11 protein-coding genes are annotated in these 12,831 nt (G+C 68.1%); all 11 read right to left on the bottom strand.

The window, feature by feature from the left end; genetic code table 11:
• Positions 1-81: 81 nt before the first annotated feature.
• The 11 genes from smc to AU192_RS18180 all read right to left on the bottom strand — a co-directional run bounded on the left by smc (position 82) and on the right by AU192_RS18180 (position 12,805).
• A complete protein-coding gene (gene smc / locus AU192_RS18230) occupies positions 82-3,669 on the bottom strand; it encodes a chromosome segregation protein SMC (protein ID WP_165593319.1) in 3,588 nt (1,195 codons plus the stop codon).
• A 26-nt stretch (positions 3,670-3,695) separates the two neighbouring features.
• Complete coding sequence (locus AU192_RS18225) at positions 3,696-3,980, bottom strand: acylphosphatase (RefSeq protein ID WP_064398870.1); 285 nt, start codon at positions 3,978-3,980, stop codon at positions 3,696-3,698.
• Positions 3,964-4,380: an OsmC family protein gene (locus AU192_RS18220; RefSeq protein ID WP_064398640.1), complete on the bottom strand. Its 417-nt coding sequence runs from the start codon at positions 4,378-4,380 to the stop codon at positions 3,964-3,966. The genes AU192_RS18225 and AU192_RS18220 overlap by 17 nt, the downstream gene beginning before the upstream one ends.
• Before the next feature lie 57 nt (positions 4,381-4,437).
• Positions 4,438-5,310, bottom strand: coding sequence for a bifunctional DNA-formamidopyrimidine glycosylase/DNA-(apurinic or apyrimidinic site) lyase (gene mutM, locus AU192_RS18215; RefSeq protein ID WP_064398638.1), 873 nt, complete (start codon positions 5,308-5,310; stop codon positions 4,438-4,440).
• Entirely contained in the window at positions 5,303-6,001 is a 699-nt protein-coding gene (rnc, locus tag AU192_RS18210) for a ribonuclease III (protein ID WP_064398636.1), read from the bottom strand. Before rnc ends, mutM begins: the two co-directional genes overlap by 8 nt.
• Positions 5,994-6,596, bottom strand: a complete 603-nt coding sequence (locus AU192_RS18205) for a YceD family protein (protein WP_064398633.1) — start codon at positions 6,594-6,596, stop codon at positions 5,994-5,996. The genes rnc and AU192_RS18205 overlap by 8 nt, the downstream gene beginning before the upstream one ends.
• Before the next feature lie 43 nt (positions 6,597-6,639).
• Positions 6,640-7,377 carry a cell division protein SepIVA gene (gene sepIVA / locus AU192_RS18200; protein ID WP_064398631.1) on the bottom strand — a complete coding sequence of 246 codons (738 nt, stop codon included), beginning with the start codon at positions 7,375-7,377 and terminating at the stop codon, positions 6,640-6,642.
• A gap of 326 nt (positions 7,378-7,703) precedes the next feature.
• Positions 7,704-8,270 carry a hemerythrin domain-containing protein gene (locus tag AU192_RS18195; RefSeq protein WP_064398628.1) on the bottom strand — a complete coding sequence of 189 codons (567 nt, stop codon included), beginning with the start codon at positions 8,268-8,270 and terminating at the stop codon, positions 7,704-7,706.
• Between the two features lie 82 nt (positions 8,271-8,352).
• Entirely contained in the window at positions 8,353-8,832 is a 480-nt protein-coding gene (gene coaD / locus AU192_RS18190) for a pantetheine-phosphate adenylyltransferase (protein WP_064398624.1), read from the bottom strand.
• A gap of 11 nt (positions 8,833-8,843) precedes the next feature.
• Positions 8,844-9,422 carry a 16S rRNA (guanine(966)-N(2))-methyltransferase RsmD gene (gene rsmD / locus AU192_RS18185; protein WP_064398622.1) on the bottom strand — a complete coding sequence of 193 codons (579 nt, stop codon included), beginning with the start codon at positions 9,420-9,422 and terminating at the stop codon, positions 8,844-8,846.
• Entirely contained in the window at positions 9,419-12,805 is a 3,387-nt protein-coding gene (locus AU192_RS18180; protein ID WP_064398620.1) for a pyruvate carboxylase, read from the bottom strand. The genes rsmD and AU192_RS18180 overlap by 4 nt, the downstream gene beginning before the upstream one ends.
• Positions 12,806-12,831 lie beyond the last annotated feature (26 nt).

Here is a 12,831-nt window from a genome sequence, read left to right as displayed (position 1 = left end):
GACGCCCCCCGCGCCCCCTCGGGCCTCGATCTGTGCACCGCTTGTTGCGCTCAGCGCGCCAGACGGTGCACAAACCGCGGCTCAGTTGGCCGCGCCGACCAGTTCCTGCCCGCGCATGCGCTGGCTGATGACCGCGGTGATGCCGTCGTCGCGCATGGTGACGCCGTACAGGGCGTCGGCGACCTCCATCGTCGGCTTCTGGTGGGTGATCACGATCAGCTGGGAGCGCTCGCGCAGCTGCTCGAACAAACTGATCAGTCGGCGCAGGTTCACATCGTCGAGCGCCGCCTCGACCTCGTCCATCACATAGAACGGCGACGGCCTCGCGCGGAAGATCGCGACGAGCATCGCGACCGCGGTCAGCGATTTCTCACCGCCGGACAGCAGCGACAAACGCTTGATCTTCTTGCCGGGCGGGCGCGCCTCGACCTCGATGCCGGTGGTCAGCATGTCGTTGGGGTTCGTCAGCAGCAGCCTGCCTTCGCCGCCGGGGAACAGCGTCGAAAACACCTGGGTGAATTCGCGTTCCACGTCGGCGTACGCCTCGGTGAACACCTGAAGGATGCGTGCGTCCACGTCCTCGATCACGTCGAGGAGGTCCTTGCGGGCACCCTTGACGTCCTCCAGTTGGGTGGACAGGAAGTTGTACCGCTCCTCGAGCGCGGCGAACTCCTCGAGCGCCAGCGGGTTGACCCGGCCCAGTTCGTTGAGCTCTCGCTCAGCCTTCTTGGCGCGCCGTTCCTGCGTCGCGCGGTCGAACGGCATCGGTGCGGGCGCGGTGACCTGCTCGCCACGCTCGCGCGCCTGCTCGAACTCGGCCATCTCCAATTCCGTTGGTGGTAGCGGCACGTCCGGCCCGTATTCGCCGATCAGGTCGGCGGTTGCCATGCCGAACTGCTCGAGCACCTGCTCCTCGAGCTGCTCGATCCGCAGCGCGGCCTGCGCCTTGGCGACCTCGTCCTTGTGCAGCGCCTCGGTGAGGCCGTTGACCTTGGCGGTGAGCTCGTTGACCTCGTCGCGCGTCGCTGCCAGCGTGGCGGCGCGGTGCTGTCGTTCGGCGGCGACCTCGTCGCGGGCGCGTGAGGCCACCGCCACGACGGCGCTGAGCCGTTGCGCGACAACGCGACCCGATTCCGCGACCGCGCCCGCCACGGCCGCCGCATGTCGACGAGCTTCGCGGGCACGCATCGCGCGCAGCCTTGCCTCGCGTTCGGCCGCGGCGGCCCGACGCAGCGAATCAGCCTTTCCGCGAACGGCATTGGCGCGCTCTTCGGCGGTGCGCACCGTCAACCGGGCCTCCACCTCGGCGGTGCGGGCCGCCTCTGCCGCTGCCGTCGTCTCTTGCCGGTTGACGGGCTCGGCTTCGAACGTCGGCTCCTGCTGTGCGTTGTGCAGCCTCTGCTCGAGCTCGGTGAGTTCGTCGACGGTGCGGGACCGATTGGTTTCCAGCTCATTTCGCTGCTGGATCAGCCGCTGCCATTCGTCGTCGGCCGAACGGGCGTCCTGACCGAGCCGACCCAACTGCTCGTAGATCGCCGAGATCGCCGCGTCGGATTCGTTGAGCGCGGCCAGCGCCTGCTCGGCGGCATCCTGACGGCTGGCCTGTTCGGCGAGCGCACCGGACAGCGCCGCCGACAGCTCGTCGACCTGCTTTTCGGCCTCGGCGAGCTCGGCGCGGGCCTTGTCGACCTCCGATGCGATCTCGAGCGTGCTGGGTTTGCGATCGGATCCGCCGCTGACCCAGCCCGGACCCACGAGATCGCCGTCGGTGGTGACCGCCCGCAGCGTCGGATGCGCCGCGACCGCGTCCAGTGCAGCGGCCAGGTCCGAGACCACCACGACGTCGGCGAGCATGGCCCGGACCGCGCCCTGCAGACGCTGTGGCGCCTCGACCAGATCAACCGCGCGCACCGCGCCGTCGGGCAACGACTGTGCCTGCGGCACCTCACGATTCGGCCAGTCGCTCAGCACGATCGCCGCCCGGCCGCCGTCGGACTCCTTGAGCGCCGCGACCGCTGCACGAGCGGCGCCCGGGCTCTCGGCGGCCACCGCGTCGGCCGCGGCACCCAGCACGGTCGCGACGGCCACCTCGTAGCCGTTGCGCACCTTCAACAGGTTGGCGACCGAGCCGAGAAGCCCTGCCCCACCACGGTTCTTCTGTAGCCAGGCCGCGCCGTCCTTGCGATCGAGACCCACCGAGAGGGCCTCGATACGCGCGCGCAGCGAGGCCACCTGACGTTCGGCGCCACGTTCGGCGGCCTGCAGTTCGGCGACGCGTTCATCGGCGAGCCGCAGCGCGGCGACCGTACGGTCGTGGTGATCGTCGAGACCGACCTCACCGGCGTCGAGTTCGCCGACGCGACTCTGCACGGTCTCGAACTCGGCCTGGGTCTGTTGCGCGCGGGTGGCGGCCTCGTCGATGGTGCCGGTCAGGCGGGCGACGGTCTCGTCGATCGATTCCACGCGAGTGCGCATGGTGTCGACCTGACCGGCCAGCCGCGCCAGACCCTCGCGTCGGTCGGCCTCGGCGCGGGCGGCGGCCATGTGTGCACGCTCGGCCTCGGCGGCGATGCGCTCGCGTTCGGCGAGTTCGGCGCGGGCCGCCTCGAGCTTGCCGCGCGACTCGGTCAGCTCGCCGAGCAGCCGGCGCTCCTGTTCGGCGACCTCGTCGGCCTGGGCTTCCAGGGTGTCGGGATCCGGACCCGTCGACGCCTCGGGCTCGGTGTCGAGATGCTGTGCGCGCTCGCTCGCGATGCGCACCGTCGCGCTGACGCGTTCGGCGAGAGCGGACAGCGCGAACCACCTCTGCTGCGCCGCGTCCGCGCGTTCGCTGAGGCTGACCACCGCCGCCTCGTGCGCGGCCAGCTCGGCGGTCTTGGCCTCGAGCCGCGTGGCGATCTCGTCGTGTTCGCGCCGCAGCGTGGTCTCGGCCTGGTTGGTGTTGTCGAACTCGGCGCGGCGGGTGACGAGGTCGTCGGCGGCCAGCCGCAACCGAGCGTCGCGCAGATCGGCCTGGATGGTTTGTGCGCGCCGGGCCATCTCGGCTTGACGCCCGAGCGGTTTGAGCTGACGGCGCAGTTCGGTGGTCAGGTCGGTCAGCCGGTTCAGGTTTGCCGACATCGCGTCGAGCTTGCGGACCGCTTTTTCCTTGCGCTTGCGGTGCTTGAGGACGCCGGCGGCCTCCTCGATGAACGCGCGCCGGTCCTCGGGGCGCGACTCGAGGATCTCGGAGAGCTTGCCCTGACCGACGATGACGTGCATCTCGCGCCCGATGCCGGAGTCGGACAGCAGTTCCTGCACGTCCATCAACCGGCAACTGCTGCCGTTGATCTCGTACTCGCTGCCGCCGTCGCGGAACATCCGCCGGGTGATCGACACCTCGGAGTACTCGATCGGCAGCGAGTTGTCGGAGTTGTCGATGGTCACCGTCACCTCGGCGCGGCCCAGCGGCGGGCGCGACGACGTGCCGGCGAAGATGACGTCCTCCATCTTGCCGCCGCGCAACGTCTTGGCCCCCTGCTCACCCATCACCCAGGTGAGCGCGTCGACGACATTGGACTTACCCGAACCGTTGGGCCCGACCACGCACGTGATGCCTGGCTCGAAGCGCAGAGTCGTCGGCGAAGCAAACGACTTGAAGCCCTTCAGGGTCAGACTCTTGAGGTGCACGACGTGCCACACTACCGCCGCAGCGGCTATCGCTCGGTGAACCCTTGTAGCGAGTCGCGAGGTTCTGTGAAGTCGGCGACGACATTGTCGACCCGCCCCGGCGTTTCTCCGCTTTGCAGCAGGTCAAGTAGCCGCTGACAGGACTCGCGTGGCCCCTGGGCGACCACCTGAACCCGGCCGTCGGGCTTGTTGGCCGCGAATCCGGTCAGCCCCAGTTCCAGTGCTCGGGCGCGCGTCCACCACCGGAAGCCGACACCCTGAACGTGCCCGTGCACCCAAGCTGTCAGGCGTACCTCAGCTAACTCCCGCATCATCTACCTCAAACGTCACTTTGGCCCCAGCCTTGAGGGTGCGGCCGACGGTGCAGACCTGGTCGATGGCGCGCTCGACGACCGTGAGCACCCGCGCCCGCTCCTGCTCGGAGAGCCCGGACAGGTCGAGTTCCATTCGCTCGTCGAGCAGCGGATAGCGCTCCTGCTCGCGGTCGGCCGCCCCGGAGACGCGGATCGTGGTGCGGTACTGCTCGCCGAGGCGCCGCTGCAGGGGCACGTCGCTGGCCATCCCGCTGCAGGCGGCGAGCGCGATCTTCATCAGCTCGCCAGGCGTGAAGACGCCGTCGATGTCCTCGTTGCCGACGAGCACCTCCGCGCCGCGGGAGTTGCGTCCGGTGTAGCGCCGCGCTCCCGTCCGCTCAACCCAAAGTTCGGTCATGGCCCCATCTTCGCCCAGACCGACGAATTGGCGGAAAACCGCGCGCGCAATCGACCATTACGTCGCTCTCGGCGCGGTTCGCCGCACCCGTGGCCTGGGCTGGCAACGCGGACAGTAGAACGACGAGCGGTTCATGAACTTCTCCCGCCGCATGATGGCCCCACAGCGTCGGCAGGGCTCACCTTCGCGCCCATAGGCGTCCAGCGAGCGGTCGAAGTAACCCGACTCGCCGTTGACGTTGACATACAGCGAGTCGAACGACGTCCCGCCTTGGGCGAGCGCCTCCTCCATCACCTCGGCGGCCGCGTCGAGCAGTTCGCCCAGCTTCGGCCTGCTCAGAGACGACGCCAACCGGGCGCCGTTGACCTTGGCCCGCCACAGCGCCTCGTCGGCGTAGATGTTGCCGATGCCCGAGACGACGGTCTGGTCGAGCAGCTGACGTTTGATCTCGGAGTGCTTGCCACGCAACACTTTCACCACGCCGTCGCGGTTGAAGTGCGGATCGAGCGGGTCACGCGCGAGGTGCGCGACGGGAAACGGGACGTCGGTCCCGTCCACGGTGACCATGTCGGTGAGCATCCAGCCGCCGAACGTGCGCTGGTCGACGAAGCTCAGCGCGGTGCCGTCATCCAGCAGCGCCGCGATGCGCAAGTGGTTCTCGCTCGGAGGCGCGCCCAGCAACATCTGCCCGCTCATGCCGAGATGCACGACCAGCGCGGAGCCGTCGTCCAGCGTCAGCCACAGGTACTTACCTCGCCGCCCGGTCCCGGTGATCGTGCTGTCGAGCAGGCGCGCGGTCAGATCCGCGGGTCCCGCCTCGTGGCGCCGTACCGCGCGCGGATGATGTACGCGCACAGCCCTGATGGTCCTGTCGACGACGTGCGCGTCCAGTCCGCGGCGGACGACCTCGACCTCGGGAAGCTCAGGCATCTACCTCGGCGGTCAGCGCGTTCCACGCCGCCGCCGCCGCCTTGAGTTCGGCCTCCTTCTTGGTGCGCCCGACGCCCCTGCCGTATTCGGTGTCGGTCACCATGACCGTCGCGGTGAACTCTTTGTCGTGGTCCGGACCCGTTGAGGTGACGAGATAGGTGGGCGCGCCAAGACCGCGCGACGCGGTCAGCTCCTGCAGACTGCTCTTCCAGTCCAGCCCGGCGCCCAACGTGGGCGCGGTGTCCAGCAGGTCGGCGAACAGCCGCAGGATCACCTCGCGCACGACCGCGTTGCCGTGCTCCAAATAAATTGCACCCAACAGGGATTCGACGCCGTCGGCCAAGATGCTGGCCTTGTCGGCGCCGCCGGAGTTCAGCTCGCCCTTGCCGAGCAGCAAGTAGGCACCGAGCCCGCCATCGGACAGCTGACGACCGACGTCGGCGAGCGCCTGCGTGTTGACGATGCTGGCGCGCAGCTTGGCCAGATCGCCCTCGGACCGGTCGGGGTGCCGGTGGTAGAGCTCCTCGGTGATGGTCAGCCCGAGCACGGCGTCGCCGAGGAACTCCAATCGCTCGTTGGTCGGCAGGCCGCCGTTCTCGTAGGAGTAGCTGCGATGGGTGAGCGCCATGGTGAGCAGTTCGTCGGGCAGATCGACACCCAGCGCCGCCAGCAGCGCGGCGCGCTCACTCACGCGTGTCCTCAGTGGGATCGTCGGCTCCGCCGACAGTGTCGAACATGCCGGCCAGCTTCGCCCAGCGCGGGTCGATCCGCTCGTGGCGGTGACCGGGTTCGGCGGTGGCCAAGGCCACGCCGCAGTCCGGGCACAGGCCCGCGCAGTCCGGACCGCACAGCGGCGCGAAGGGCAGCACCAGCCCGACGGCGTCGATGATCGGCTGCTCCAGGTCGACGGTGTCATCCACCACGCGACCGACCTCGTCGGCTTCGGTCGTCTCGTCGGTGGCGCTGTCGGGATAGGCGAACAGTTCGGTGAGGTAGATCTCGACGTCGCCGGTGACCGGCGTCAGGCATCGCGCGCAGTCGCCCGTCGTGGGCGCGGACACCGTCCCGGAGATCAGGACTCCCTCCGACACCGACTCGACACGCAGGTCGAGCTCCAGGGGTGCGCCTTTGTCGATGGCGATCAGGTCGAGGCCGATGCGCGACGGGCTGGGCACCGTTTCGGAGACAGACATCATCGACCCGGGTCGCCTACCGAGCCGGGAGATGTTGATCACGAGCGGCGATTGTGACGCGCGATGCGCCGCCGCTTTGGCATGCGTCGCCATAAGTACCGAGTTTACGGCGAGGATTCTTGGCGGCCCTCGGCGCTCAGCGCGCGGCGTAGTCGTGCGTGCCCGCGGCGGTGCGAAGTTGGTGACGACCTCGACCGACGGAGCGCAGCGTGCCGTTGAGGAAGTCCTCGAACTCCGCGAGCTTGCTGTCGACGTAGATGTCGCACTCGCCGCGCAACCGGTCGGCCTCGGCGTGCGCGGAATCGATCAACCGGGTCGCCTCGGCGGTCGCGGTCGCGACGATCTCGGTCTGTGACACCAGCCGCTGCTGCTCCTTGATGCCCTCTTGCACAGCCTTCTCGTAGGCCAGGTTGCCGCTCTCGATGAGCCGGTCGGCTTCGGTCTTGGCCCGCCCGGTGCTGGCCTCGTACTCGCGCTTGGCGGTGGCGGCGACACGGGTGGCCTCCTCGCGGGCCTCGCCGACCATCCGCTCGCTGTGCTGGCGAGCCTCGGCCACCATCCGATCGGCCTGGGCCTTCGCGTCGGCGAGCAGCCGGTCCGCTTCCGCGCGGGCGTGGTTCAGGACGGAATCCGCCTCGGCGGTGGCCGTGGACACCATCGAGTCGGAGTGGTCCTTGGCCTCGCGCAGCATCCCGTCGCGGGCATCGAGGACGTCCTGGGCATCGTCGAGCTCACCGGGAATCGCGTCCTTGATGTCGTCGATCAGTTCGAGGACATCGCCGCGGGGCACGACGCAGCCTGCCGTCATCGGCACGCCGCGGGCTTCTTCCACAATCGCGCTCAGTTCGTCGAGCGCCTCAAAGACTCGGTACACGGCAACACCCTCCAGGCGTAGTTGACAGTTACTAGTGTGCCTGGTGTTACCCCTGTGACTCAGCTTCCCGCCCGGTGTGTCGCCCCGGACGTCGGAAATTCATGGATTGCTGAGTCTCTCCACTCCCCAGGCCGCAACTCCCGGCTGAATTGCTGCCCGCATTATGTCAACCGCCCGAGACCGAGGCCAAAACCCGCCCGGGCGGCATCCTCCAGTGGCGCCCGTGGGCGGGCGTGGGTCTTCCTCGAATCTGAACTTCTTCGCGCGAAATCGGCGATTTCTCGAACACAAGTTCAGATTCGGCGACCACGACGGCCGAGATTCCCCTACTTCACCGCCGCGCCGATGAGGTCGCGGGCGCGGTCGAGCATCGAAGCGAACGGTCCGAGCGCGAAATTGGCCTTGGCCGACTCGACACCCGCATGCGGATGGGTCGGGGCGATCGCCTCGGCAGCCTGCACGGCGCCCGCCATCCGCTTGAGGTCATCGCCGTCGAGGTTCTTCTGCAGGTGGCTGAACTCCTCGCGCTCCTCGAGTTGGGCGTGCTCGACGACGTCCTCACGGAACTTCTTCAGTTCGTCGATGAACTCCTGCGACCCGATGTCCATCTTCTCGAGCCGCGACAGGAACTCCTTGGCCTCATGCTCTTCCTTGAGGCGTGCGTCGACGATGGCCTCACCGTCGGCGACGTCCTTGCGGGCGCGCGGGTGGACCACCATCTCCTCGGCAGTCTCATGCACGGCCAGCAGCTGACGCAGATCGGCAAACGCCTTCTCGCGCGCCTCGGTTTCCGACGCGCCCAGCACTTCTTCGAACAGGTCCTTGATCAGGTTGTGTTGGTCGGTAAGAAATTTCACGACGTCGTCGGTGTTCTGGACAAACGTTTCAGCCATGGCAGAAACCTCCTGCATTTCGGTAGTGGTGTGGGCGCGAATGGGCTGTGCGCCTCCACCTGATTACCCCTGCTGGAGCGGACTAACCCTGGCTCAGCTTGGCCTGCAGGCGGGTGTTCACCGCGGCGGGAAGCAGTTCGGAGACGTCGCCACCCATCGACGCGACCTCCTTGGCCAACGACGACGACACGAACGAGTACCGCGGTATCGCGGCCACGAAGAACGTGTCGACGCCGGCGATGTGCTTGTTCATCTGCGCCATCTGCAGTTCGTATTCGAAGTCGGCACCACCGCGCAGACCCTTGACGATCGCCGTCACGCCGCGCTGCCGGGCGAAGTCGACCACCAGGCCCTGACCCGATTCGACGCGCAGGTTCGGCAGGTGCTCGGTGGACTCCTCGATCATCGCGATGCGCTCGTCGAGCGTGAACATGCCCTTTTTGTTGGGGTTGACCAGAACAGCGACGATCACCTCGTCGAACTGCGCGGCCGCGCGCTCGAAGACGTCGACGTGCCCGAGATGGACCGGGTCGAAGGATCCGGGGCATACCGCGCCGCTCATGAGCGAAGACGCTAGCAGGGCCGCTCTTGTGCTTCGGCAAGCTCCAAGCGGGTGTCGCCGTAGGTACGCGACGGCCATACCTGCCAGCCCGGCGGCCACGTGAGCGGCGGTCCGCTCGCCGCGCGTTCCACCACGACGACGGTTCCCGGTCCGGCCCAACCCCGTTCGGTGAGCAGCGCCAGCGTCGATTCGACTTCTCCGGCAGTGATGTCGTACGGCGGATCGGCGAGGACGAGGTCGACGGGTCGCGGGCTGCCGGCGGCCAGAACCTCGGCGACGGCGCCGCGCCGCACGCTCGCCCCGGTGACGCCGAGTGCGGCGATGTTGTCGGCGATGATTCCTGCGGCGCGCCGGTCGGTCTCGACGAACGTCGCCTCCACGGCACCGCGCGAGAGCGCCTCGAGCCCGAGCGCACCCGACCCGGCGTACAGGTCGAGCACCGCGATCCCGCCGAAGTCGATGCGCGCGGCCAGCACGTTGAACATCGCTTCCCGTACCCGGTCGGTGGTGGGACGGGTCCCTCCCCCAGACCTATTCTGGGGCACGGTGATTCGTCGACCGCCCAGCGCGCCGGCGATGATGCGGGTCAGCTGACCACCACCAGCAGATCGCCGCCTTCGACCTGCGCCGTCTCCGAGACCGCGACCCGGTTCACCTTGCCTGCCTTGGGTGCGGTGATGGCCGCCTCCATCTTCATGGCCTCGATCGTGGCGATCGTCTGACCGGCCTGCACCTCGTCGTCGACGGCGACGCCGACGCTGACCACCCCGGCGAAGGGCGCGGCGATGTGGTCGGGATTGGACTTGTCGGCTTTCTCTGCGGTCGGGATGTCGCTGGCGATGTTGCGGTCACGCACCAGGACCGGACGCAATTGGCCGTTGAGGATGCACATCACGGTGCGCATGCCGCGTTCGTCGGGATCGGAGATCGCCTCGAGCCCGATCAGCAGTTCGACGCCGCGCTCCAACCGGACGCGATGCTCCTCGTCGCTGCGCAACCCGTAGAAGAACTGGTTCGCCGACAGGCTCGACGTGTCCCCGTACTGTTCGCGGTGCGCCTCGAGTTCCTTTGTCGGCCCGGGAAACAGCAGGCGGTTCAGCGCGGCTTGGCGCTTCGGGCCCGCCTGGGCGAGCACCGCTTCGTCCTCCTCGCTGAGTTCCTCCTGCGCCTTGGCCGGCGCCCGGCCGGCAAGCGCCTTCGTGCGCAGCGGTTCGGGCCATCCGCCCGGCGGGTCGCCGAGTTCGCCGCGAAAGAATCCGATCACCGAATCGGGAATGTCGAATCGCGATGGGTCCGAGGCGAACTCGTCGGCGCTGATGCCCGCCCCCAGCAGCGCGAGCGCAAGGTCACCCACCACCTTCGACGACGGAGTCACCTTCACCAGCCGGCCGAGCACCCTGTCGGCGGCGGCGTAGTTGGCCTCGATCTCCTCGAAGCGGTCGCCGAACCCGAGCGCGATGGCCTGCTGACGCAGGTTCGACAGCTGACCGCCGGGGATCTCATGGTGATACACCCGCCCCGTCGGCGCCGGTAAACCACTTTCGAACGGCGCGTACACCTTTCGCAGCGCCTCCCAGTACGGTTCGAGGTCGCACACCGCCTCCAACGACAGCCCGGTGTCGTACTCGGTGTGTGCGGCCGCGGCCACGATCGAGCTCAACGCCGGTTGGCTGGTGGTACCTGCCAGCGGCGCCGCCGCACCGTCGACCGCACTCGCACCCGCCTGCCACGCCGCCAGGTAGGTCGCCAACTGACCGCCCGGGGTGTCGTGGGTGTGCACATGCACGGGCAGATCGAACCGGGTGCGCAGCGCGCTGATCAACGTGTGCGCGGCGGGAGGGCGCAGGAGCCCGGCCATGTCCTTGATCGCCAGCACATGGGCACCCGCGTCGACGATCTGCTCGGCGAGCTTCAGGTAGTAGTCCAGCGTGTAGAGGTTCTCCGCGGGGTCGGACAGGTCCCCGGTGTAGCTCATCGCGACTTCGGCCACCGCCGTGCCGGTTTCGCGGACCGCGTCGATGGCCGGACGCATGGAATCGACATTGTTGAGCGCGTCGAAGATGCGGTAGATGTCGATGCCCGTGGCCGTGGCCTCGGCGACGAAGGCGTGGGTGACGGTCTCCGGATACGGGGTGTAACCCACGGTATTACGGCCGCGCAGCAGCATCTGCAGGCAGATGTTGGGGACCGCTTCGCGCAGCGCGGCCAGCCGCTCCCACGGATCTTCCTTCAAGAACCGGAGCGCCACATCGTAAGTCGCCCCACCCCAGCATTCGAGCGAGAGCAACTGCGGCGTCATCCGCGCGACGTAGGGCGCCACCATCGACAGCCCCGTGGTGCGTACGCGGGTGGCCAGCAGCGACTGATGGGCATCACGGAACGTCGTATCGGTGACGGCCAACGGTTGGGAGTCGCGCAGCCAGCGCGCGAACCCCTCGGGGCCGAGTTCGGTCAGCCGTTGCTTGCTGCCGTCAGGCGGCGGCGCTTCAAGATCGATGTCGGGCAGCTTGTCCTGCGGGTACACCGATGCGGTTCGCGGGCCGTGCGGCTGGTTGACCGTCACGTCGGCCAGGTAGTTGAGGATCTTGGTACCGCGGTCGGCAGGTGTTCTTGCGGTCAGCAGATACGGGCGCTCGTCGATGAACGACGTGTTGATGCGTCCGGCCCGGAAATCCGGATCGTTGACCACCGCTTGCAGGAACGGGATATTCGTCGACACCCCGCGGATGCGGAACTCGGCCAGCGCGCGGCGCGCCCGCGCCACCGCGGCGCCGAAGTCGCGTCCCCGGCACGTCAGCTTCACCAGCATCGAGTCGAAATGCGCGCTGATCTCCGCACCGAGATGGGTGCCGCCGTCCAACCGGATGCCTGCGCCCCCCGGGGTGCGATATCCGGTGATACGGCCGGTATCGGGACGAAATCCGTTGGCGGGGTCCTCGGTGGTGATCCGGCACTGCAGCGCGAAACCGCGCGGAGCCGGCAGCGCCTCCTGGCTCAAGCCGAGGCTGTCGAGGGTCTCGCCGTCGGCGATGCGCAACTGGCTGGACACCAGATCCACATCGGTGATCTCCTCGGTGACGGTGTGCTCGACTTGGATGCGCGGATTGCACTCGATGAACACGTAATGCCCGCGCTCGTCGAGCAGGAACTCGACGGTGCCGGCGAACGTGTATCCGATCTGCCGGGCGAACGCGACCGCATCGTCGCAAATCCGTTGCCGCAGTTCGTCGGACAGATTCGGGGCGGGTGCGAGCTCGATGACCTTCTGGTGCCTGCGCTGCACGCTGCAGTCCCGTTCGAACAGGTGCATCACGTTGCCGTGGGTGTCGGCCAGGATCTGCACCTCGATATGGCGGGGATTGAGCACGGCCTGTTCGAGATACAGCGTCGGGTCGCCGAATGCCGATTCGGCCTCGCGCGACGCGGCATCGATCGCGTCGGCCAGCGCGTCGATGTCGGTGACCCGCCGCATGCCCCGGCCGCCGCCACCGGAGACGGCTTTGACGAACAACGGGAACTCCAGGCGCTCCGCGGCGGCCATCAACTCCTCGGCCGACGCCGACGGGGCCGACGAGTTGAGCACCGGCAGGCCCGCCGAGCGGGCCGCCTCGATCGCCCGCGACTTGTTCCCCGTCAGCTCGAGCACCTCGGCGCTGGGCCCGACGAACGTGATGCCGGCCTCCGCGCAGGCCGCCGCCAGCGCCGGATTCTCCGACAGGAAGCCGTATCCCGGATAAACCGCGTCGGCTCCGGCATGCTTGGCGACCCGGATGATCTCCTCGACCGACAGGTACGCGCGCACGGGATGGCCGGTCTCGCCGATCTGGTAGGACTCGTCGGCCTTCAGCCGGTGAATGCTGTTGCGATCCTCATGGGGATACACCGCGACGGTGTCGATCCCCATCTCGTAGGCGGCCCGGAAAGCACGGATCGCGATTTCGCCACGATTGGCGACCAGCACTTTAGAGATCATGGGCGATCACGCACGTACTTTATCCT

It is taken from the genome of Mycobacterium lehmannii (assembly GCF_001499925.1).
GTDB classification, from domain to species: domain Bacteria; phylum Actinomycetota; class Actinomycetes; order Mycobacteriales; family Mycobacteriaceae; genus Mycobacterium; species Mycobacterium lehmannii.
Note: the sequence above shows the minus strand (reverse complement) of the source record. Positions and strands in the feature narration are given on the sequence as shown.